Consider the following 23,613-nt stretch of genomic DNA (forward strand, 5'->3'; position numbering starts at 1 on the left):
CTCTTTCTTATTTTTTTACCTCATCTACAAAAAACATTTTAATTGCCGAAGCAACCTGTAAGACAAAAACAAACAGAACAGCCGTACCACCAAGAGCAGCCAAGTATTTAACACCATCCACTCCTTGTTCCCCACCAGCAAATGCTACCATAACAAAAGCGATAATACCGATAGAAATAGCCCATAGAAGCTTTTTCCATTGATCCGGTTCCTCATCATGGCGAATGTTTGCAGTACACAATTGAGATATAGAACGGACCATTGAGTCAGCCGCAGTTGCAAAAGATAAAATAAGAGTTAACATTATAACTGGAATGATAATGAATCCCAATGGTAAATTGGATAAAAATGTCCACAAGCCCGCTACAGCACCACTGTTCTTTATCGTTCCAACTAAATCTGCAACATTATTTTGCTGCCAGTTTAAAGCAGTACCGCCCCAAATGCCGATCCACACGATACTAAATACCGAAGGCAATATCCAGTTCACAATCATGAATTCACGGATTGTGCGTCCTTGAGAAATGACTGCCAGATAAATCCCCATAAGCGGAGCATACGCAATCCATATGGCCCAATCATATAGTGTCCACCACATGACCAGAGCTTCCCCACCTATGTCAATTGGATCAAGCCCCCATACCCAAAAATTTTGCAACCAGTATCCCATACCTGCTGTAGAGGTACGCAAATTGTACAACGTCGGCCCCAAAAGGATGAGCGCAAAAAGAATAATATAAAAGACCTTTACATTAATTTCCGATAATATGCGAATTCCTTTATCTAAGCCTTTCAATGTCGATAAAGTAAAAGTAGCTGTAATTAAAATAGTTAAAGTCAACCAAATAAAAGGACTTTGAGGTATTTTATAGACGGCTTCAATGCCCGATCCTACCAAGGCAAGTCCCGCTCCCAATGAAGATGCTAAACCGAGAGCAATTGCCAAAACAGCGAGTGTATCGACTATACTTGGCCAGATTCCTCTTGTTATCCTGTCTCCAAACAAAGGAGTCAAAGTTGCAGATACAGATAACGATTTTTTTTGATTGTAGTATATATAGGCAACTACTAAACCACTTAATGAATACATAGCATAGGGAATAAACGACCAATTGTAGAAGCTGCGGCCCATCGCATAAATAGCTGCAAGCGGGGTACCTGGTTCCACTCCAGCTCTTTCCATTTCCCCGTAAATATTTCCGAAATATATAATTGGTTCATTTACACCGTATGTAATTAACCCTGTGGCAATACCGCCGGTCAAAGCCATGGCAAACCAAGCTGAAAACTTGTACTTAGGCTTTGTATTTGCCCCCCCTAACCGTACATTGCCTAGTTTTGAAAAAGTCACAATTGCAACAATCACTAATGCCACAATAGAAACAATCTGATATAACCATCCCAGCCCCTTTAAGGACCCAACAAATCCATTCATGGCAATGTCCGTTAATAATTTGTTATTAACGATACCGAGAATTGCACCTCCCCCTACAATGAAAAAAGCAGGCCAAAATACTCCCTTTCTTGTTTTTCGTTTGGCGGTTTCATCAGTTTCTTCAAGTTCAGCAATGTCCCTTTCAGCTTTTAGCATGATAATTCCCTCCTTATTACGGATAATCAAATTTGGATTCCAAAAAACACCTGTAATCGCTTCCATGTAGAATTACATTAGTGAACCTGCAAAAATACTACATATCGCCGGTAACCGGCGATATGTATACAACTTTAACCTTTTACTTGACGTGCACCATCGCTCTCCCTGTCACAAACTGTAACCAGGCATATACTCCGGTTTTCACCGTTTCAGAAACTGACGTATCTTTCGTCGGGTCCAAACAGACAAAGTCGAGATGGTGCACTTCTGTACATTTTCCAATTTCGATCAATGCGTCAAACAGTTCTGCTGTCGTCATGCCGCCTGGAGTTGATGCAGGAACTCCAGGGGCTTGCGTAATATCAAGAACGTCCATATCAACCGTTACGTAAATACGATCTACTTTTTTAGATAGGCAATCCAACGCCTCTTTGACATGAACCGAGACGCCCTTTTTCCTGGCTTGCTTGAGTGTGACCATATTAATCTCATGTTTTTTCGCATAGTCTACGAGAGGTCGTGCATTGAAAAAGCCGTGTAATCCGATGTTATAGACATCCCTACCTTTTATTACGCCACCGTCAATAAGTTGTCTAATCGGCGTTCCATTCGCAGGCCCAAGCTCAGCTGGATCTCGGACATCCAAATGTGTATCAAGTTGCAGAATGCCGATAGTTTCATTGGGAAAAGCTTGCTTAATTCCACGAACAGCGCAGGCAGTCGTGGAGTGATCTCCCCCAATCATACAAATAGTAGCTTTATGATATTGTTGGGCGAGATATGCCGTGGAAGCCTCAATCCTTTTATGCGATTCCGAAATATTGGTTGTATGCATGACAACATCTCCAGCATCTGATACTCGGAATGCTGATAAGTCGATATCCTCATCTAAATTGTAAGTAGTGAAGTTCTTCCACATTTTCCGGAATTCTTGTGGATATAAAGATGCGCCGGACACGCTGATGGAGGAGCGTGAAATCGGAGCGCCATAAAGCAGCAGGTCAGGTGACCCCGTTCCTTCATTAAGCGGGCGAACCCATTGGTGAACAAAATAAGGCTCCCCTTCAATTGAATTCCAGAACCACTCTGGTCTACTAAGCCAATTTTCTCCCATCCGTTACACCACCTGGATTCCTTTTTTCCAAACTGATTGTACATGATTCATACCAAATAAATATTGCAATTCCTGATAGTTTTTCACATTCCACAGAACTACATCTGCCAGCTTGCCTACTTCCAGCGATCCAACCTGATTCTGGCGGTTGATTGCACAGGCGGCGTTGTATGTAGCTGCCGTCAGTGCCTCAGCTGGTGTCATCCGCATGGAAATGCAGGCAAGGTTCATGACGAGCGGCATGGAAGTTGTAGGTGATGAACCAGGATTGGCATCGGTCGAAATTGCCACGGCAACACCTTCATCAATCATGACCCGGCCAGCAGCGGCTTGTTCACGCAAATAAAGCGCAGTTGCAGGAAGAAGGCAGGCAATCGTACCGGATTTCGCCATCGCGCGAATTCCCACTTCAGATGCCTTCAATAAATGCTCAGCCGAAATCGCTCCAACTTTGGCAGCCAACTCAGCTCCACCGTATGGCTCAATTTCATCGGCATGGATTTTTGGAGTCAGCCCATAACGTTTGCCCGCTTCCAGAATCCGTTCGGACTGTTCAGGCGTATAGACATCTTTTTCACAAAATACATCGTTAAACTCGGCTAATTTTTCCTCAGCAATGACAGGAAGCATTTCGTTAATGACAATGTTGACGAATTCATCTTCACGCCCTTTGTACTCAGGCGGAACCGCATGGGCGCCCATGAATGTAGGTACAAGATCGATCGGATGAGTCTCTTGAAGCTTTTTCATGACGCGGAGCTGCTTCAATTCCGTCTCCAGATCCATTCCATAGCCGCTTTTCCCTTCAACTGTTGTAACACCATGGGCAAGGAAGGAGTTCAGGCGTCTTGTTGACTGCTCAATCAACTCTTCTTCTGACGCTTCCCTTGTCATACGGGTGGTGGCATGTATGCCGCCACCGGCGTTCATGATTTCCATATACGTGGAACCTTGGAGCCGCATTTCAAATTCCCGTTCACGGCTGCCTCCGTATACTACGTGTGTATGAGGATCGACAAGACCAGGGGTCACCAGGTGGCCTGTTGCATCCACAACTTCCGCTTCATGCGCTTTTGAAGCATATTGCTGTTCAAGCTCCACCGTTGTGCCTATTGCCTTGACGACACCGTCTTCGAGCCACACACTTCCATCTTCAATTAATCCCAATTCCGACATTGCCTCTTTTGAACGCGGTCCGTTCACATCAGAAGCAAGCGTTGCAAGCTGCGCCGCGTGTTTGATCCAAACAGGCTTTGTCAATTTTGGTCACTCCCTTTATCTAGCATTGGAATTTTCATACCTGTTTCGCGTGCCTTATTGACTGCAATATCATAACCTGCATCAACGTGGCGGACAACACCCATGCCAGGGTCAGTTGTAAGTACACGCTGCAGACGGGCTTCCGCCTCTTTCGTACCATCAGCTACGATAACCACCCCTGCGTGAAGGGAATAACCCATACCTACTCCGCCTCCGTGGTGCACGGATACCCATGTCGCGCCGCCGACAGCATTAACCATCGCATTGAGGATCGGCCAGTCAGCCACAACATCCGAACCATCTTTCATCGCTTCTGTTTCACGGTTAGGAGAGGCAACCGAACCAGAGTCCAAGTGGTCGCGCCCAATAACGATCGGCGCTTTCAATTCGCCGCTGGCAACCATGTCGTTTAGAATTTTTCCAAAGCGGGCACGTTCGCCATATCCTAACCAGCAAATTCGTGAAGGTAAACCCTGGAATTCAATTTTTTCCTGTGCCATGCGAATCCAGTTACAAAGGTGTTCGTTATCGCTGAATTCACGCAGAATGGCTTCGTCTGTTTTGTAGATATCCTCTGGATCTCCAGAAAGTGCTACCCAGCGGAAAGGGCCTTTACCCTCACAGAACTGTGGCCTGATATAAGCCGGAACGAATCCCGGAAAATCAAATGCATTTTCGACACCCTCGTCTTTGGCAACCTGACGGATGTTATTTCCATAGTCAAAAGTGATGGCGCCTTTCTCCATCATTTCCAACATCGCTTTAACATGGGTGGCCATTGATGCTTTTGATAGCTTTACATATTCATCCGGATTGGCTTCACGAAGCTGTGCTGCTTCTTCCAATGACATTTTTGATGGTACATAACCGTTCAGCGGATCATGCGCGGATGTTTGGTCTGTCAGGGCATCCGGAATAAAATTACGTTTAATCATTTCTGGCAAAATATCTGCAGCGTTGCCGACCAAACCAATAGATAAAGCCCTTCCTGCTTTCTTCGCTTCTTCAGCCAAATGAATGGCCTCGTCCAATGAATGGGCTTTCATGTCGGTGTAGCGCGTTTCAATGCGGCGGTCAATTCTTGTTTCATCGACGTCAATAGCTATGACTACACCGCCGTTCATTGTCACAGCCAATGGCTGTGCCCCGCCCATGCCGCCAAGTCCTGCTGTAACGGTAATTGTATTTTTTAATGTGCCATTGAAGTGTTGCTTCGCAAGTTCAGCAAATGTTTCATATGTTCCTTGAACGATTCCCTGCGAACCGATATAGATCCAGCTTCCCGCAGTCATCTGTCCATACATCATGAGACCTTTTTTATCCAGTTCATGGAATGTATCCCAGTTCGCATAAGCGGGAACAATGTTGGAATTTGCAATCAGTATGCGTGGAGCGTCAGTATGGGTTTTGAAGACAACGACAGGCTTGCCTGATTGTACAAGCAGAGTTTCATCTTCTTCAAGTTCTTTCAACGTTTCTACAATTGCGTCAAATGATTCCCAGTTGCGTGCCGCTTTTCCGATACCTCCATAAACGACGAGTTTGTCCGGATGTTCTGCCACTTCGGGATCCAAGTTGTTCATCAGCATGCGGAGTGCCGCTTCTTGCTGCCAGCCCTTTGTATTTAATTTTGTCCCTCTGTAACGAATGACTTTCGTTTTTGAGACCGCGTTCATATTCATTACCTCCTCACATTGTTAATTTTATTTTATAGTAAATATTTCAAAAATTTCTTTCGTTTTATTTGCGCTTTTATAAAATGTTGATTAATTCGTAGCTGTTTCGCGTTTATTTATAATATATTTCATTTTTTCTTTCAGAAAAATGAACCAATAAAAAAAGCTCACTGTACAGGGATAGGAGGACGAACCTTACAGCCCTGAACGGTAAGCTGAGGGTGAACAGCCTTCAAGCTGCTTGAATTTGGCGCTAAAATAGGTTTGGTGAGAGTATCCACTCAACCGTGCAATTTCTTCCATAGATAATTCTGTTTCCATTAATAGGCGTTTTGCTTCTCTAATTCGCACACGATGGAGCGTGTTCTGGAATGAATGTCTGGATTCGGCTGCAAAACGGCGGCTTAAGGTGCTTTTATTTACCCGAAGTGTATCGGCACATTTGGCCAGGTTCCATTGGGCATCCCAATAATTGGATTCAATCAACTCTCTGGCCTTCTCAACAAGCTTCTGTTTTCTTTCTTGTCCGTTATCCCAGTTCTCCGTGAGCAATCCTGTTGTAAACTTGATCAGTTCTTGGATAATGTCGTAAATGACCGGGTTTTGGACAATTTGAAGGAAAACATGGTGGTAGGCTGATTCCCAGGGGGATGTTTTAATATCATGTGATTTCATATAACGTCGGATTTGCGCAAGTACGCTGGTCAATCGGACACGAACAACCTCTGGGTCTGGATAGGGCTCGAAAAAAGTCAGAAATTCACTCTCCATCCAATCACGGATTGCTTTTATATTTCTTCGCTCAAGCATTTCAATCCACTCCCGTTGTTCCAATGGAGTAAGAAATGGATCCATCTCTTGATATGTAATTTGTTCTTCTTCTGTCAGGATAATATCGTACCCTTCGAAAAAGACCCGTCTTATTAATTGCCGTATCTGTTGATAGGTATGTTTTAATGAATCTTCCTGAGAGGCTTTTTTAATGACAATTGCAAGTGGCTCATCCATCATTTCCTTCCAGCGTGCAAGAAATGCATGATGTTCCTCTTGAAATACATCATGCTCCTGTGTTTCACGCACACATAAAATAAAATCCGTTAAAGCGAATGTCCAGTATCTCCCGGTAAATGGATATTGTTCTAATTCGTTTAATATGACGGGAAGGATTTCAGCTTTAGGGGTCAAAAAAGCGGCCATCATATAAGGAGCATGGTATTTTCGTCCGCTCACAAATAGATCAGTGTATTCAATGGCCAATGCCCCATCATTTTCTGATGTTTGTTTCGGCAGACTGTGCTTGTCATTTCTTAATTGATAGCGCAATTGCTGAATCCGTTTAATCAGATCCATAGGAGAAAATGGCCGAAAGAGGACATCTTCCGCCCGGAAACGGAGCGCTTGATAGACCGTCTGGAAAATCCGCTCAGATGAAAGGCCCAGCCAGTGGATGCTCTTCTTCTGCAGAATCTCACCGATCTTTTGGCTCTCATCCTTCCAGCCATCCATATCTAAAATGATAAGGTCTGGCTGATGCTTTGTTACACCAAATTTGAATTCTTCCATTGAATTCCATGGAATCAAATGAACGCCGGTAAGATGCGATGTCACCATCCATTGTATTCCTTGTGCCTCTAACTCGTGTTTTGCTATCAAGTGGATCTCCAATTGCTACACCCTCTTTAGTCATATACCTTTTATCAATATAAAGGATATTAACATGATTTTCTAACTGAATTTACTTGAAAAAATCATTCGTAACGGACTTGCTGGCTGAAACTCAATAGTGCCCAGCGCCTTTATTCGTCATTTTCATCCTTTTTTGTGATGGATTTTCGAGACTCGGCTATACGGAAGAAGAGACAGGGGTCTATGATGAATCTGTTTTAATAAGTAGAGACCCAGGAGTGTTGATGACTCGTTAAAGGAAAGGGTCTATAATAGCATCAAGGAACAACTTGAAGAGCATTTAATGTTGATTCTATTAATAGCAATCACAGTGAACCAAAATCCTGACATTGTCTTGTGTTGCGCTGAAACAGCATGCAAGTAGTTAACTGATCTTTCAATAAACTTTATTTATTTCTCAGAAATCTCGTAACCATGAAAAAATAATTGCCTGAGGTGTCTTAGAAAAATGGGGGAAAACGATGAACATTAAGGTAGCTGTTATATCACCGCGAAATTTTATAGAAAATATATTGGTTGTAGGTAAGACCTTTTCATCTCTTGAAATGTTCCCATATTCATATGAAAATATTGCGGAAACAGTGGATATTGTTCAAAGATGTAAGGATCAAGTGGATGTGTTGTTTTTCGCAGGGCCGATCCCCTATCAAATGGCATGTGCCCATGTGGATGATAAACCGATGATTTACCTCCCCCATTCTGGTGCAAGTCTTTATAGGGCCCTGTTTCAGGTTTTTATGGAGACCGGTTTTAAAGAAAAGGACAGGTTGAAGATCAGCATTGATATTTTAGATAGGCAGGAAGTGATGGAAAGGCTTGAAGAGCTGGAAATCCAATTGCATTCCTTATATGCTCATGAATATCAATTGGCAGATACCCCTCAAGAAGTTGTGAAATTTCATTATCAGCTTTGGAAAAACAAAAAAATCGATGTGGCGCTCACTTGTTATCATTCCGTCTATCAGCAATTATTGGAATTACAAGTACCGTGCCAAAGAATTTTTCCAAGCAAGACCACAATTAAAGAAGGCTTTCACTGGGTGATGCTTGAAGGTAAAAGCATCCATCTTAAAGGTTCGCAATTGGCGATTGGTATTATACATATCGACCCTTATTCTAAAAATATCAGTCTCACAAATTATGACATGCGCAAAAAAAAATTAATGCTGCAGAAATTTTTAATGGACTATGGAGAAGAAGTTGAGGCATTAATGGAATGGAATAGAAGTGACGAAATTACTTTTATCACAACACGCAGGAATATAGAGAAGTCAACAAAAGGCTTTAGTGAGTTTCCGCTAAAGGACCCAATGATACATGAATTAAATCTGAGAATCAGTATAGGGATCGGCTTGGGGAATACAGCCAACGATGCTGAATTGAAAGCAAGAGAGGCATTATCAAAGGCCAAGGCTGGAAAAGACGGAAGCTGTTACCTAATGATGCAAGATGGACATGTATTCGGCCCTCTAGGCCAATGGCAGCACATGGCGTATTCCGCCAGATCGGATAACCCCGAGTTGCTCAACATGGCCAAGAAAGCATCTTTAAGTGTCGGCACAATGAATAAACTTGTCTCGTACTGTCAAAAGTACAAAAAAACAACGATTACCGCTGCGGAACTGGCAAACGGCTTTGGAATCACCGCCCGCAGTGCCAGAAGAATATTACATAAGCTGGAGGAAAGGGAGTTGGCTTTAATTGTGGGGGAAGAACAGCCAATCAACAAAGGGCGTCCGCGGCAAATATATGAACTTCAGTTCAATGTATTTGGTTCATCAGGAAAAAAATAGAGTGAAAGCATACCTCTACTGTATGATCGTAGAGGTTATTATATTTCCTAATCCTGCAAATTCCACGCCGAATTAAGTCCATCACTTGCTTCAGGGTAAAATATGATTATCACAAAACAAATGAATATTCATTATTTCAAAACCAGAAGTAAGTAAAAGTGAAAATGAAATCAAAACCCGCTCTTGCAGAGAATTGGCAAGAGCGGGTTTTATCTAATATCAGAGTGATTTTTTTGACGGTTGGAATATGAAATGTTGAACGGTGTGAATAAACGGGCCACTTAAGGTCGTTGACCGTATTGTTGACAGCCGTGTAACCTTAGTACATAACATGCCTTGATTATTTGAAAAATTAGAAAAGGGGATGATTTTTCTTTTTTTATGATATGGAAGGATGATCTGGTTGTAAGCGCATACCAAATGAAACATCCAGACAATATTTTATGGCAGGCGGGAGGGTCTTAGGATTGAAAAGCAAACAAGAACCATTTAAGAGAAAATTAAGTTTAATTGATGTTACATTCATCGGTTTGGGTGCTATGATCGGATCTTCTTGGATGTTTGCTCCACAAACCGCTGTACAACTTGCTGGACCGGCAGCATTATTATCATGGGTCATAGCTGCCATCGCTTTGGGAATGCTAGCGCTCGTTTATGCGGAATTAGGGGGGGCGCTTCCCAGTGCAGGAGGATTTATCCGCTACCCCAATTATTCCCACGGCGATTTAGTAGGATTTATCATTAGCTGCATGTCCTTTATCACCTATTCTGTGAGCGCTTCATTAGAAGTTGTTGCCATAAGAACCTATTTAAGTGCGTGGTGGCCGTCTTTAGGCTCCCATAATCCAACAGTGCTTGGATGGCTGATTCAATTATTTTTGCTTATCACATTTTTTCTCATCAATTATTGGAGCGTCAATGTGTTCGGTAAAATAAATTCCGTCGTCACGATTATAAAGTTTGCTGTTCCGGTTTTGACAATTATTGTACTACTAAACTATTTTACGCCTTCCAATTTTTATGTTGATGGCTTTTTAACCAATGGTTTTGGCGGAGTGGAATCAGCAATTGCCACTGCAGGGATTGCATACGCATTTATAGGATTTCAGCAGACAATCAATTTTTCCGCGGAAGCGAAAAATCCTGGAAGAACGATTCCGATTGCGACGATGCTGTCTATCGGTTTGGCAGGGCTATTATACTTTCTGTTGCAATTTGCCTATATTGGAGCGATTCCAGGTCATCTTTTGGAAAACGGATGGGCCGGTTTATCATTAGGTTCCCCATTTGCCGATTTAACCGCTTTATTGGGACTGATGTGGCTCATGAATCTTCTAATGGCAGACGCCATTCTTTCACCAGGCGGCGCTGCAAATGTCGGTTTTGGCGCGACTGCAAGAATCATTTATGCTTGGGCAAAAAATAAAACGTTCTTTAAAATATTCACCAATGTGGATGAAAAAACCGGTGTACCGCGAGTTGCCCTTTGGTTTACATTTATTCTGGCCGTCTTTTGGACATTGCCATTCCCTTCTTGGGAAGCTTTGGTTAGTGTCGCGGCATCTTCCGCTATTATGGCATTCATTACCGGGCCAATCTCGGCGGCAGCATTCAGAATCACGGCACCTGATCTTCACCGCCCGTTTAAACTGAAAGGATTTGCTGTCATTGCCCCGATCGCTTTCATTATCTCTTCATTTATTATTTATTGGAGCGGTTGGAAAACGATTTCTTGGTTATTTGCATTCGAATTATTCTTATTCGTTGCTTATATAGTCGTTTGGAAAGGGAAAAGGAAGTCTCAAACGATATTGAGGAAGCAAATGAAGACTGCTTCGTGGTTGGTTTTTTACAATGTATCCATGTTTATTCTCAGCTGGTTAGGCACCTTTGGCGGAAACGGATGGATTCTGGCCCCTTGGGATCAAATATTTGTAGCGTTATTGTCTGTTGTTACTTATTATTGGGGAGCAAAAAGTGCGATGCCCAATCCTGTATTTGATACGGACCATGTTCATATTGTCGATAAATCCGATCTATCGGTATCAAATCGGACTACTTAAGATGATTGTGACTTATAACAGAAATGATAGAAAGGGCGATGATCCGTGTACGATGTAATAATCCGCAACGGAATGGTATGTGATGGGACAGGCAATCCCTGGACCAAACTTGATATAGGCATCACTGATGGAAAAATAATTAGATTGGACAAAATGATTCACGAACAAGCGCAAAGGGAGATAGATGCTTCGGGTAGTATCGTTTCTCCCGGATTTATTGATCCGCATGTTCATTCGGATTTGCTGTGCACAAAGCCAGAGATCCATAACATAAGAGTCCTTCAAGGGATTACAACTGAATTGTTTGGGCAGGACGGTATATCCGTAGCTCCTGTATCCGAAAACACAAAGCTGGAATGGCAGAAACAATTAAAAGGCTTAAATGGGGACATTGGAGAATGGCCATGGCAGACAGTCGATGATTATCTGTCCTTTTTGGAGGGCTCTGACATCATTGGTAATGCGGCTTATTTAATCCCCCACGGAAATATTCGAACTCTTGTTGTTGGATTTGAAGGGCGCCAAGCAACCAAAGAAGAGTGCAAGGAAATGCGTGAATTAGTTGAAGAAGGAATGCGCCAGGGAGCATTTGGAATTTCTTCGGGCATTCAATATCCTCCTTGTGCATATGCAACCCTAGAAGAATTGATTGAAATATGCAAAGGAGCGGCAAAATATGATGGCTGTTTCGTTGTTCATATTCGAAATGAAAGCAACCTATCTTTGGAAGCACTTGACGAGGTGATTGAAGCTGCAAGGCAATCGGGGATCCGTTTGCATATTTCCCACTTTAAAGTATGCGGGAAAATCAATAGAGATAAACTTGAAAAAGCTTTGCACAAATTAGAAGATGCACGGCAGGAAGGAATCGAAGTTACTTTTGATCAATATCCGTATACGGCTGCTTCCACTATGCTTCAGGCCATTTTACCTCCTTGGGCACAGGCGGATGGGACGGGTGCAATCCTAAGCCGATTAAGGGACCCGCAGCTTCGTCAAAGGATAAAGGAAGAAATGCTCCATAATGGAAAGTATGATAATCCGGTCAGGAATAATGGGTGGGATCATATTGTAATCGCTTCTGTCACTCTAGAATCAAACCGAAAATTTGAAGGCAAGAGCATACAAGAGATAGGAGAGATGCAACAACAGGACCCGGCAGATGCCGCATTGGATCTTCTGATTTCAGAGGAAGCGGCGGCTACGATGATTATCCATTGGGGCGTTGAAGAAGATGTGACTAAAGTGATGAAAAATCCTTTGCAGATGGTCGGATCGGATGGTGTATTCGGTGGAAAACCGCATCCAAGATTATATGGATCATTTGCACGCGTATTGGGTAAATATGCCCGGGAAGAACAAATTTTTTCAATCCCGGAAGCTGTCCGTAAAATGACTAGTGCTCCCGCCCAGTTATTACGTTTGCGCAAAAGAGGAATGATTCGTGAAGGATATTGGGGGGATCTTGTTGTTTTTGATCCGGCTGCAGTGGTGGACTGTGCAACATTTGAAGAACCTCATCAACTTCCGTCCGGGATTCTTCACGTGTTGATCAATGGAAAACTTACTGTATTTAATGGGAAATACGTAGGAGAAACGGCCGGCCAAGTGATTCGAAGGGGCAATGAAGCGTAAAAGGGGAGCTGAAAATGAAAACAGCTGAAATGCAGATAAAAAAACTCATTGACCAAGCGGGCGGAGACTGGGGAATCATGGTTGAAGACGTAGAGAACGATATCAGTTGGGGATATCGGACAGTTGCTTCATTCCCTGCTGAAAGTGTTATTAAAATTCCTATTATGGCTGCTGTTTTTTCGGCTGTGGAAAATAAGAAGTTAAAATTATGCGACCATGTAAAGGTTCATCTGGACGACCGGGTCGGCGGCGCCGGTGCCTTGCAATATTTAACACCTGGCATAGAATTATCCGTATATGATTTATTGGTTCTGATGATTGTTCAAAGTGATAACACGGCTACAAACGCACTGATTGATCTTGTCGGAATCGAACATATACAGCAGACTTTATCGGAAACGGGAATGAAGGATAGCAGTTTTCAGCGCAAACTCATGGTATATCCTGCACAATCGGACTTGCAAAATACTGTAACGGTGGCAGATGTAAACCTCATGTTGAGAAAATTAATTGACGGTCAACTTGTATCTCGTCATGCCTGCGAACAAATGATTCAAATTTTGAAATGGCAGCAATTTAGAAATGGCCTCCCATCAAAGCTTCCAAGTCCCATGCCTAAAATGGCAGGAGGAATCCCGAAATGGGAGTTGGCCCATAAGACGGGATGGGATACCGACCGCCAACATGATGTCGGTATCTTATTTACGGGAAACAGAACAATGATTGTTTCCGTATTGTCGGACAATGTTTCTTCGGAGACGGCATGGAATGTAATGGGAGACATCGGAAAAATTATATATGATTATGCATTAAACAGCTAGGTAGCCAGTTTCTTAATAATGAAGTTCGATTACTTGTAAGTTAAAGGCGGTAAAAAGAATGTATTTACATGGTACAAGCAAGATAAATGCAAAAGGAAATCTTGAAATTGGCGGGGTAGATACAGTGTGTCTTGCAAAGGAATTTGGGACCCCGTTATATGTGTATGATGTCGCGCACATTAAAAAAATGGCAAAACTATATCAACAATCATTTATTTCGAATAACACGTATGGAAAAATAGCCTATGCAAGTAAGGCTTTTTCCTGCGTAGCTATGATTCAACTAATTGATGAATTGAATTTATATCTTGACGTCGTATCCGGAGGAGAACTGTACACGGCTCTTCTTGCTGGATTTCCGCCGGAAAAGATACACTTTCATGGAAGTAATAAAAGTCGGGATGAAATTGGAATGGCTGTTAAGGCAGGTATCGGCTGTTTCGTTGTTGATAATTTTACAGAGATTCAACTTCTACGGGATGCTGCTCATCTATACAACAAGAAATTAACCATTCTGCTCCGAGTCACTCCAGGCGTACTGGCATACACACATAAATATATTTCAACAGGAGGAGAAGACTCAAAGTTCGGATTTGATTTGAATAATGGATCGGCACTTGCAGCTTTGCGGGAAGTTCTGAAGGAGGAACAATTTCACGTTCTTGGTTTTCATTGTCATATCGGCTCGCAAATATTTGATTCCAGTGAATTTGTGCAAGCGATTCAAAAGCTTTTTTCTTTGTGTGATCAATCATATGATAAATGTCAATTTTACCCTAAAGTTTTAAATGTAGGGGGAGGTTTTGGAATCCGTTATACCGATTCGGATATTCCGAAGTCGCCATCAGAATATATTGATGAAATTTGTCGGACAGTTGCCGGGGAAGTGCAAAAAAGAGAAATGCCCATGCCGGAAATTTGGATTGAGCCAGGAAGGTCCCTTGTGGGAAATGCAGGCACAACATTATATTCGATCGGTTCATCCAAGGATATTGAGGGTTGCCGGAGGTACATAGCTGTAGACGGTGGAATGAATGACAACCTACGTCCAGCCCTATATTCAGCTAAATATGAAGGGGCTATTGCCAATAAAATGAATCAGCAGCCGATCGATCAATTTACAGTTGCGGGGAAATGTTGTGAGAGTGGTGATATGCTCATCTGGGATTTGTCATTGCCGGAGATAAATTATGGGGATATTTTGGCCGTGTTCAGTACAGGCGCATATGGCTATTCAATGGCAAACAACTATAATCGATTCACTCGCCCGGCAGTCGTCTTTGTCGAAGATGGAGAGGCCGAGCTCGTGGTACGCCGGGAAACGTATGAAGACGTTGTTCGTTACGATCTTTCGCGAGTAAGCTCTAAATAAGTGTAAGGTATTTAATAAATAATATCAGTAAGATAGATGTTTTTCATTTAGAAAATTAACTTTATATGAAATAGTTTTATGGTGCTCCTTTCTTTAGTGTTTGATCTGCATGATTCAATTGATACAAAAGTTTGGAGCACTTTTGTGTACAAACAATCTTGAGTATAGGATAAAGGGAGGATGATTATGAATAAGAGCAGGAAAGGTACATCATTTGGTTTTGCCTTAGTGAATATTTTCATACTTGCAGTGGTATTAATTGTTGGACTGGCCTATTTTAAGTTTTCAGTAATAAGTGTGTTTTTAATAGCGATATTTTCAATTGTTTTATTAGCGAAGTTCAATGGTTTTCCGTTATCTGAAATTCAAGAGTATCTAATATGCGGAACGAAGAAGTCTGTTTTGATTATTTTGATTCTTATGAGTGTTGGGATGATTATTGGGACTTGGGTGGTATCGGGTATTGTTCCTGCAATCATCTATTACGGATTAAACATATTAAGCCCGACATATTTTTTAATTACAGGTTTTATCATATGCTGTATAGTTACTTATTTTACAGGGAGTTCTTATGCAACGATTGGAACCTTGGGGATTGCATTCATAGGGATTGGTTATGGAATGGGGATACCTGCACCCATTATTGCGGGAATGGTGATTTCAGGTGCGCTCTTTGGAGACAAAATGACTCCTTTTTCAGATACTACAAACCTAGCTTCCGGGGTAGCTGGTGTAAATATCTTTAAACATATTCATTCAATGTTATACACAACTATACCTGCAGTATTCATTTCTGGAGTTTTATATTGGCTATTGGGGTTAAAGTACAGCGGTGATTATGAGTCGGGAAAAACTGAATTAATCACGGACACATTAATGGAACACTTTACCATTAACCCAGTGTTGCTATTGGTTCCCATGTTAACAATCTTTCTGATAATAAAAAAATTACCGCCTGTCATTGCATTAAATATTGGATCATTTGCAGCGGTTTTGACTGCATTTATTTTCCAGCCATCATTCGGGCCTGATGTTATCCTAAATTCATTAACGGACGGCTTTGCATACCAAACAGGTGTTGATGAGATCGATAAGCTTCTTCAGCGTGGAGGTATTTCAGGAATGTTTACCGTAATAACGTTAGTGATCCTTGTGTTTAGCCTTAGTGAAATATTGCAGAGAACAGGAATTATATCTGTGATCTTAGGAAAAATGGGCTCATTTGTAGATACTCAAGCAAAGTTAATTATTACCACAATATTTAGTTGTTTTTTTACAAATATGCTATCAGCCAGTCAATATGTCGCGATAATGATACCAGGTGAAATGTTCCGTTCGGCGTATGAAAAGTTAAACATATCAAAACGAGTTCTCTCAAGAACTTTAGAAGATGCTGGAACAATTACTACATTTATTGTTCCATGGTCGTCTGGAGCCATTTTTGCTTCTGGGGTTTTGGGGGTTGCGACATTAGAGTATCTGCCATATGCATTTTTTGCAATATTATCTCCATTGGTGGCGGCAATCTATGCAGTTACGGGATTTGCCATTTTTAAAGAAAGTGAGGAGGAGGTAAAGAATAACAAGGATATGGTGTCTTTTTAATCGGTTATTCTCCATCGACAAGATATGAAAGGTGCTAGTGGCTCAGTTTTTTGGCAATCGCGGGGTTATTTAACTTCATTCAGCAGAAGTTCCATTAAGTGGGGGTTCAAACCCCGGCTGAATAAAGTCAAAGCCTCCGGTGGATGCCACAGATTTTCAGAGGAAATTTATCGAGATTAAGCTCGATAAAATCTGGGCGCAAATACGCCAAGGCGCATTTGATTTTGACTCGAAATCAACAGGAAAGCGGTAATCAGGTTAATATCTGATAAATCCATTCTGCTGTGTTTTTCCGAAATGTGTCGGATCTCTACTGATATTGTCAAAAACCACAAATTAGCGAAAGTGATTAGTGAAGTATCGTGGTCACAATTTAGAACGATGCTTGAATACAAAGCAAAATGGTATGGCAAGCAAGTAGTGGCTGTGTCAAAGACATTCGCAAGTTCACAACTATGTTCATGTTGTGGTTACCAAAATAAAGACGTTAAGAATCTAAATCTTCGTGAATGGGACTGTCCATCTTGTGGCACACATCACGATAGAGATATTAACGCAGGACAAAACCTTAGAAACGAAGCTATAAGACTTCTAACCGTAGGAACTACGGGGATAGCCTAATCAAAACTTTCGGTTATGAAGGTATTATTAGGAATCTCCCACTTCAAACAGACCATAAGGTTGTTAAGTGGCGAGAGGTTCAAGAACTAACATCTTCAGCAAAATATCATCTAACTCACACCTCCATCATAAGATAAAATAACATGCCTAATGCGGATGGAGGTGGTTGGAATGAATATTATTGGACAAAGTGTGCCCCGGAAGGAATCTTGGGAAAAAGTGAACGGCAAAGCAAAGTATACAAACGATTTTGAGTCGCAGGAAATGCTTTACGGAAAGCTTGTGACAAGCCCATACGGCCATGCAAAAATTGAAGAAATCGATACATCCAACGCACTTGAAATCACAGGAGTCCGCACCATTATTACAGGCGGAAATTTTCCGCTCGCGGGTGAAGAAATGCGTGATCGCCCGCCGATTGCTGTTGGTCGTGTACGGTACTACGGAGAGGTTGTTGCCATCGTTGTCGCAGATACCCTTGCAACAGCACAACTTGCAGCAACTCAAATCGGCATTACATATTCTCCTCTTCCGGTTGTGAATTCCCCAAGTGAAGCTCTTCAACCGGGCGCCCCCCTGCTTCATGAAAACCTCGGAAGCTATGAAAAAATTGCCGGTGTATATCCGGTACCCGGGACAAATATCGCATCGAAAATCAAAATCCGCAAAGGGAATATCAAGAAAGGCTGGGAAGAGAGCGATGTCACTATACAAGGCTCTTTTTCGTTTAACCCGTCGGAGCATGCGGCAATGGAAACTCGTTGTTCCTTTGCGCAAATCCATGAAAATGGAATGGTAGAAATTACTTCTTCATCACAAGCCCCTTTTATGATTAAAAAACTGATCGCGCTGTATTTTGGCCTTCCAACAGGCAGCATCCGTGTGAAAACTCCGCTGGTGGGAGGAGCCTATGGCGGGAAGGCGTCTGTTCAGCTAGAAATATGGGCATATATTGCTTCAAAGGCGGTAGATGGCAGGCTGGTGAAAATTGTTAACGACAGGGAAGAAGATATGGTTACCTCACCTGGACATATTGGCCTGGAGGCTACCGTCAAACTTGGTTGCACAAAAGACGGGATATTAAAAGCTGCAGAGCTTCTTTATTTATGGGATAGCGGAGCCTATGCCGATAAATCGATCGACCTGGCTAGGGCAGGTGCCGTAGACTGCACGGGACCTTATCGGATTGAAAATATTTACTGCGATTCGCTTTCCATATATACGAATCACCCATATCCCGCTCCGTTTAGGGGGTTTAGCCATTCGGAGGTCCACTTCGCTTTTGAGCGGGCGATGGGTATGCTTGCAAAAAAAATAAACATGGATCCGCTTCATTTTAGATATATAAACGCAATTAAGCCGGGTGATACGACACCTACTCAGGTAAAATTAAATAGAAGCAACATCGGCAACGTACAAAAATGCATTACCAGATTGAAAGAGTTAATCCGTTGGGATGATTGGCAAAGGATTGAAGTTGATGAAAACATAATAAGAGCCAAAGGAGTCAGTTGTATTTGGAAAACTTCAACAATTGATACAAATTCAAGCTCAGGAGTCATCTTAATGTTCAATCCAGATGGGAGCATTAACCTAATGTCCGGTGTTGTAGAAATCGGAACGGGAACAAAAACGATCTTGGCACAGATTTTAGCAGAAAGATTAAAAATGCCGGTTGAAAAAGTCTACGTTCAAATGCTGGTGAATACTCAAAATACTCCGGAGCATTGGAAAACTGTTGCAAGCAGGGGCACATTTATGGCCGGAAGAGCGGTCCTTAAAGCAGCCGACGATGTGATTTTGCAACTAAAGGAACGAGCCGCTTGCATTTTGCGCGCCCCGGTTGAAGATTTGGAAGTGGGGTATGAAAAAGTATTTCTTCGGGATGACCCAGGCATCCATATTCCTGTAAAAGATATTGCTTATGGTTATGTATATCCAAACGGGAATGCCGTCGGCGGCCAGATCATCGGCAGCGGAACATACACACTCAGACATCTGACCCGGATGGATAAAGAAACAGGTGCAGGCAAGCCGGGCCCTGAATGGACTGTCGGCGCGCAAGGCGTGGAAATTGAAATTGATACAAGAACATACCGTTATCGGTTATTAAAAGCTGTATCCGTCATTGATATCGGCAGGGTTTTAAACCAAAAGGCAGCCGAAGGCCAGGTGATGGGAGCAATGAATATGGGCTTGTCCTTTGGAGGGCGGGAAACCTTTCTTTTTGACAAATATGCTAGGGTTCTTAATCCCCAGCTCCGAACGTACCGACCGATTCGGTTTGGAGAGCAGCCTGAATACATTGTCGATTTTGTTCAGACCCCTCAAATTGATTCGCCATATGGGGCACGGGGCGTAGGGGAGCATGGCCTGATTGGCATGCCGGCGGCACTGGCGAATAGTTTATCCACGGCGCTGCAGGTGAATCTACATCACCTTCCTCTTACCCCTGAATTATTATGGCGAACAAAAGAAGGGAGGACATAAATTGCAGCCGGATTATGTGGAATATTACCGTCCTGGGCAGTTGGAAGAAGCGGTGGAATTGTTTCAGAGGCTAAAACAGGAAAACAAAGAACCAATGTATTGGTCCGGCGGAACCGAAATTTTAACGCTTGGCCGGCTGAATATTGATACGCCAGGTTCCATTATTGATATAAAGAAAATCCCGGAAACGATGGTGCTGGAAAAAACAGCAAAATTTTTAACAATCGGCAGCTCTATTCCTTTGACCACTCTGGAAGAGGAGAATAGCTTTCCGTTATTAACGGAAGTTTCAGGGGAAGTCGCCGATCGGACCGCCCGAAACAAGATTACGATTGGAGGAAATATTTGCGGAAAAATTTTTTACAGAGAAGCGGTTTTGCCTTTCCTGCTGGCGGACAGCCATGTTCTTATAGCAGATTCTCAAGGACGCAAGGAAGTTCCTATTAATGAACTAACATTGGAAGAAGGTCAACTCCTTGTATCTATTCGAACAGACGTAGCCTTTCTTCAGCTGCCTTTTATGGCTCAGAAAATTCGAATGCAGTGGGAGACTGGTTATCCCCTCATCACCGGGGCTGCGATCAATGCATCCGGCCAGATAAGGACAGCTTTCAGCGGACTTTGTCCCTTTCCGTTTCGGTCATCAGCGGTGGAAAATGAATTAAACAGATCGGAAGTATCTATTGAGAATAGGATAGAGCGAGCTTTGGAACATGTGCCTGAACCAATCTTGGAAGATATTGAGGGATCAAAAGAGTATCGTCTCTTCGTATTACGAAACCTATTGATGGATTTTTTGCTTGAATTGGAGGGAGCCTAGTGGAAAGGCGCAGATATTCAGTAGAATTAGAAGTAAACGGTGAATTGGTTGATGTTGACGTACGAGCCGGAGAAACTCTCTTACATGTTCTTCGAACTAAGCTTGGATTGACTGGCGCCAAGCCCGGTTGCTTGAATGGTGATTGCGGAGCCTGCACGGTCATGGTTGGAGGGCTTCCTTTTAAATCCTGTATTATGCTGGCTGTGGAAGCTCAAGGTTATCAAATCACTACGATTGAAGGGTTGCGTGACACGCCAATTCAGCGCGCTTTTATCGAACAATTTGCTTTTCAATGCGGCTATTGTACGCCGGGCTTTATCATTAATTGCCATTCATTGCTCCAAAACGATCCAAACCCCTCAAAAGAAACGATCAAAAGCTGGCTCTCATCGAATATATGCAGGTGCACAAGCTATCAGGAAATCAACGAAGCGATTATGTCTGTGATCAATGGCAAATGAAAAGACATCTTTATTAAAAATTAAATAGACTAGAAACTAATAAGAGGATATTATGTTCAATATATGAGCATATATCCTCCTTTTTCATACGTATTAGATTCATTAATTAGACAATAAAAATATAGTTTAATATGTATACAATAAATAGAAGCATATGTTTGTTTCGAGTGGAGGATGTATCCCACAGCGGGAGGCGTAGTAATGTCGATAGACCGAGCGTTACTATGATTTTTAGGGGGAAGTGCTATTAAGGTACAAGAAGTTATTTTGGAGAATAACCATAAGAGATACATATTACTGGATCAAGAGGGATTCCCTGTAATGCCAGTCATGAAATACATAAAGTATTTAGATAAAACAGGAAAAAGTCCGAATATTCAAAAACATATTGTTATTCCTTAAAACATTTTTTTACCTACTTAGATTAAAGAAAAAGATTATAAGTTTAGGCTAGAAGATTTAGTAGAATTTGTGGGGTGGTTAAGAAGTCCTTATGAGAGTTCAAAAGTCACTCCCCTACAACAAGAGAAAGCAAAGCGAACGGAAAAAACAATTAACCTTACAATTACAGTTATAGCAAACTTCTATGACTATTTATATCGAAATGAACAAGTACAAAATGACATGATGGAAAAGTTGATAAAGCAAGTGTTTACAGGGGGTAACTCACGTTACAAAAGTTTCTTACATCATGTTAATAAGGACAAGCCATCAAACATTTATATTGCTCTATTCCAATTCACCGATAAACGTGAAGAATGGGAAAAAGACAAATGGGATGTTCGTATTTTACATGATAAATACGGTATTGATTACAACAAAAGTAAACATGACTATTTCCTTGACTTCTCAAAGATTGACGATAAGGTTCGAGAACAAGTCAAAAAATACTGTAAACTTACTAAGTAAAAATAAATTCTCTTGGAGTTCAGCAATAATTTATGTTCATTTTCTGTCAAAGTTCTTTACATTTGTATTTTCTTTAGATCCAGCGTGGAAGGATTTAAAATCTTTAAAACGAACACATGTTGAGAAGTACATCGAACATTTACACGAATAAGCTAAAAATAGTCTGAAACACCGAAATTCACGCCCTGAACAATATGTACATAAATCATTATCAATCATTCAAAAATTTTTTGAAGATATTCAAAGGTATGAATATGAAATGGCTCCAGAAACTCATGTGCGAATCTTTCACAAACACTATGGAAGAAGATTAGGCTTCAGGTATTAGAAGAACACAATTATACTTGTTCTATATGCGGATATGCCCCACCTTTTGAAGAATTAAAGAGAATTCATGTTCATGAAATAGAGGGATATGCCCAAGATGAATTACTATGTATTCTAAAAGGGTTAGATTTAATTTGTGAAAATTGCCATGCATTTCACCATATAGGGCGAACATTTAGTGTTTTAAATAATGAGCAGACAAGTAAGCTAATATTACACTTTATAAAGGTTAATAATTGTTCAGAGGATGACTTCAACGAGTATTATAGAGCATTCGTATCTAAAAAACGGGAAGCTGAATTAAAAGCAATGAAAGAGCGTATTGCAAAATATAAAGAAATAGCCATTTCTAAAGAGAAATCCATCTTGGATAATACAGTTCTATTTCGAATCGAAGGGAACATTCCATTTAAAGAAGAAGTCATTAAACAATTAACAGATAAAGGGTTATATCGATTTTATGAGGATGAGGAATAACGATTTGTAGAAGTTTTATAAAAAAGATTGATCATTTATAATAAAGTTTGATTAAAAATCCTGTATCAAAGCAGGATTTTTTCTTATTCGGGCCATATTGTGGAGTTGTGTATTGTGACAGTGAAGGAAATAGTGGAGTTTTATACATCTCAAGCCTTAGCATAAAATACATCTCAGTTCCATTTACAGGAATTCATTCGCACTGTAAGATAGAAATATAAAATGGGAAGTAATGGAAAAAATGATTTTGGATTGTTTTCAGTAATTATGAAGAAAGATAAGGAGTGAGAAAATGAAAAAGCTATGGCTCTTTTGGTGGATTGCTAACATTTTTTGGGTAGCTATTTTTGCAGTAGGTACAGCTTTCGTTTGGTTTAGGGAGGTTGATGGCGCAGGTGTTACTCAAACACCTGAGGCAAAATTATCAGCATTTATAGTTTTATTAATTGCATTTATATTCCCGGTAATAATTCAAGTTGTATGGCTAATTGTTAACCTGGTAGTTAATAGTAATAAAAAAACTAAAATTCAGCAAATGTATTTAAGAAATTAGCAAACTAAGCAATCGGGCGCATATCTGACATAAGGATTTGCGTCCTATTTTCATTATCGGGCCAGATTATTGGGTGAGGAGTTGTTGCATTATAGATACTTTAATTGGTATTGGAATTCTTTTAGCCGTATTTGTAATACTGTTTTCACTTATGTATTGGTTGAGTAAACAACTTTACAAAAATTTAAAGCCAACAATAAACAACAGCATATTACAAAAAGATAGATTGGATTCTTTAGAAAAACGGGTAGAGTTGCTTGAAAGGAAATTAGATAACAAATAAATATCTGTTTTTCTTTATTCAATTAACGGGCGCTTATCTGGAATAAAGATAAT

At 41.3% G+C, this 23,613-nt stretch carries 18 protein-coding genes and 2 pseudogenes; 15 read left to right on the plus strand and 5 right to left on the minus strand.

Translation table 11 applies throughout. The features are described 5' to 3' along the window. Nucleotides 1–7: 7 nt before the first annotated feature. From D5F11_RS03480 to D5F11_RS03500, 5 genes are all read right to left on the minus strand, one after another. Nucleotides 8–1,591: a BCCT family transporter gene (locus tag D5F11_RS03480; protein ID WP_120114689.1), complete on the minus strand. Its 1,584-nt coding sequence runs from the start codon at nt 1,589–1,591 to the stop codon at nt 8–10. Nucleotides 1,592–1,733: 142 nt separating this feature from the next. Continuing rightward, nucleotides 1,734–2,708: an agmatinase family protein gene (locus D5F11_RS03485; protein WP_120114688.1), complete on the minus strand. Its 975-nt coding sequence runs from the start codon at nt 2,706–2,708 to the stop codon at nt 1,734–1,736. A gap of 3 nt (nt 2,709–2,711) precedes the next feature. Then, complete coding sequence (gene hutI, locus D5F11_RS03490; RefSeq protein ID WP_120114687.1) at nt 2,712–3,968, minus strand: imidazolonepropionase; 1,257 nt, start codon at nt 3,966–3,968, stop codon at nt 2,712–2,714. Continuing rightward, nucleotides 3,965–5,644 carry a urocanate hydratase gene (gene hutU, locus D5F11_RS03495; protein ID WP_120114686.1) on the minus strand — a complete coding sequence of 560 codons (1,680 nt, stop codon included), beginning with the start codon at nt 5,642–5,644 and terminating at the stop codon, nt 3,965–3,967. Before hutU ends, hutI begins: the two co-directional genes overlap by 4 nt. A gap of 195 nt (nt 5,645–5,839) precedes the next feature. Beyond that, nucleotides 5,840–7,309 (minus strand): response regulator transcription factor, encoded by a 1,470-nt coding sequence (locus D5F11_RS03500; protein WP_120114685.1) that lies wholly within the window; start codon nt 7,307–7,309, stop codon nt 5,840–5,842. A 482-nt stretch (nt 7,310–7,791) separates the two neighbouring features. On the opposite strand from D5F11_RS03500, the gene D5F11_RS03505 reads away from it, so the two are divergent. From D5F11_RS03505 to D5F11_RS03565, 15 genes and pseudogenes are all read left to right on the plus strand, one after another. After that, complete coding sequence (locus tag D5F11_RS03505) at nt 7,792–9,123, plus strand: helix-turn-helix domain-containing protein (RefSeq protein ID WP_120114684.1); 1,332 nt, start codon at nt 7,792–7,794, stop codon at nt 9,121–9,123. A gap of 467 nt (nt 9,124–9,590) precedes the next feature. Further along, complete coding sequence (locus tag D5F11_RS03510) at nt 9,591–11,186, plus strand: APC family permease (protein WP_245998051.1); 1,596 nt, start codon at nt 9,591–9,593, stop codon at nt 11,184–11,186. Nucleotides 11,187–11,231: 45 nt separating this feature from the next. After that, entirely contained in the window at nt 11,232–12,821 is a 1,590-nt protein-coding gene (locus D5F11_RS03515) for an N-acyl-D-amino-acid deacylase family protein (protein ID WP_120114682.1), read from the plus strand. A 14-nt stretch (nt 12,822–12,835) separates the two neighbouring features. After that, nucleotides 12,836–13,642, plus strand: coding sequence for a serine hydrolase (locus D5F11_RS03520; RefSeq protein ID WP_120114681.1), 807 nt, complete (start codon nt 12,836–12,838; stop codon nt 13,640–13,642). 58 nt (nt 13,643–13,700) lie between these two features. Further along, entirely contained in the window at nt 13,701–15,014 is a 1,314-nt protein-coding gene (gene lysA / locus D5F11_RS03525) for a diaminopimelate decarboxylase (RefSeq protein WP_120114680.1), read from the plus strand. Between the two features lie 186 nt (nt 15,015–15,200). After that, nucleotides 15,201–16,619, plus strand: coding sequence for a Na+/H+ antiporter NhaC (nhaC, locus tag D5F11_RS03530; protein WP_185830481.1), 1,419 nt, complete (start codon nt 15,201–15,203; stop codon nt 16,617–16,619). Nucleotides 16,620–16,643: 24 nt separating this feature from the next. Next, the gene (locus D5F11_RS25880; protein ID WP_185830482.1) at nt 16,644–16,799 is read left to right on the plus strand and encodes a hypothetical protein; all 156 of its coding nucleotides are present in this window, start codon (nt 16,644–16,646) and stop codon (nt 16,797–16,799) included. Nucleotides 16,800–16,901: 102 nt separating this feature from the next. After that, nucleotides 16,902–17,240, plus strand: coding sequence for an RNA-guided endonuclease TnpB family protein (locus D5F11_RS03535; RefSeq protein WP_342776001.1), 339 nt, complete (start codon nt 16,902–16,904; stop codon nt 17,238–17,240). Nucleotides 17,241–17,411: 171 nt separating this feature from the next. Further along, nucleotides 17,412–19,730: a xanthine dehydrogenase family protein molybdopterin-binding subunit gene (locus D5F11_RS03540; RefSeq protein WP_120114678.1), complete on the plus strand. Its 2,319-nt coding sequence runs from the start codon at nt 17,412–17,414 to the stop codon at nt 19,728–19,730. 1 nt (nt 19,731) lies between these two features. Continuing rightward, entirely contained in the window at nt 19,732–20,550 is an 819-nt protein-coding gene (locus D5F11_RS03545) for an FAD binding domain-containing protein (RefSeq protein WP_120114677.1), read from the plus strand. After that, nucleotides 20,550–21,011: a (2Fe-2S)-binding protein gene (locus D5F11_RS03550; RefSeq protein WP_120114676.1), complete on the plus strand. Its 462-nt coding sequence runs from the start codon at nt 20,550–20,552 to the stop codon at nt 21,009–21,011. The genes D5F11_RS03545 and D5F11_RS03550 overlap by 1 nt, the downstream gene beginning before the upstream one ends. Nucleotides 21,012–21,257: 246 nt before the next feature. Beyond that, nucleotides 21,258–21,725 (plus strand): annotated as a pseudogene (locus D5F11_RS03555) (site-specific integrase); the annotation flags it as partial. A gap of 3 nt (nt 21,726–21,728) precedes the next feature. Then, nucleotides 21,729–22,206: pseudogene (locus D5F11_RS03560) on the plus strand (tyrosine-type recombinase/integrase); the annotation flags it as partial. 350 nt (nt 22,207–22,556) lie between these two features. Beyond that, complete coding sequence (locus D5F11_RS25885; RefSeq protein WP_185830483.1) at nt 22,557–22,724, plus strand: hypothetical protein; 168 nt, start codon at nt 22,557–22,559, stop codon at nt 22,722–22,724. Nucleotides 22,725–23,016: 292 nt separating this feature from the next. After that, a complete protein-coding gene (locus D5F11_RS03565; RefSeq protein ID WP_120114675.1) occupies nt 23,017–23,277 on the plus strand; it encodes a DUF3923 family protein in 261 nt (86 codons plus the stop codon). The last annotated feature ends 336 nt before the right edge of the window (nt 23,278–23,613 follow it).

The organism is Siminovitchia terrae (assembly GCF_003605405.2).
Taxonomy (GTDB): Bacteria; Bacillota; Bacilli; order Bacillales; family Bacillaceae_C; genus Siminovitchia; species Siminovitchia terrae.

Coding starts and splice junctions, on each gene's coding strand:
- D5F11_RS03480 (WP_120114689.1), bottom strand. CDS start 1,591: ATGCTAAAAGCTGAAAGGGACATTGCTGAACTTGAAGAAACTGATGAA.
- D5F11_RS03485 (WP_120114688.1), bottom strand. CDS start 2,708: ATGGGAGAAAATTGGCTTAGTAGACCAGAGTGGTTCTGGAATTCAATT.
- hutU (WP_120114686.1), bottom strand. CDS start 5,644: ATGAACGCGGTCTCAAAAACGAAAGTCATTCGTTACAGAGGGACAAAA.
- D5F11_RS03505 (WP_120114684.1), top strand. CDS start 7,792: ATGAACATTAAGGTAGCTGTTATATCACCGCGAAATTTTATAGAAAAT.
- D5F11_RS03520 (WP_120114681.1), top strand. CDS start 12,836: ATGAAAACAGCTGAAATGCAGATAAAAAAACTCATTGACCAAGCGGGC.
- lysA (WP_120114680.1), top strand. CDS start 13,701: ATGTATTTACATGGTACAAGCAAGATAAATGCAAAAGGAAATCTTGAA.
- nhaC (WP_185830481.1), top strand. CDS start 15,201: ATGAATAAGAGCAGGAAAGGTACATCATTTGGTTTTGCCTTAGTGAAT.
- D5F11_RS25880 (WP_185830482.1), top strand. CDS start 16,644: ATGAAAGGTGCTAGTGGCTCAGTTTTTTGGCAATCGCGGGGTTATTTA.
- D5F11_RS03540 (WP_120114678.1), top strand. CDS start 17,412: ATGAATATTATTGGACAAAGTGTGCCCCGGAAGGAATCTTGGGAAAAA.
- D5F11_RS25885 (WP_185830483.1), top strand. CDS start 22,557: ATGAAAGAGCGTATTGCAAAATATAAAGAAATAGCCATTTCTAAAGAG.
- D5F11_RS03565 (WP_120114675.1), top strand. CDS start 23,017: ATGAAAAAGCTATGGCTCTTTTGGTGGATTGCTAACATTTTTTGGGTA.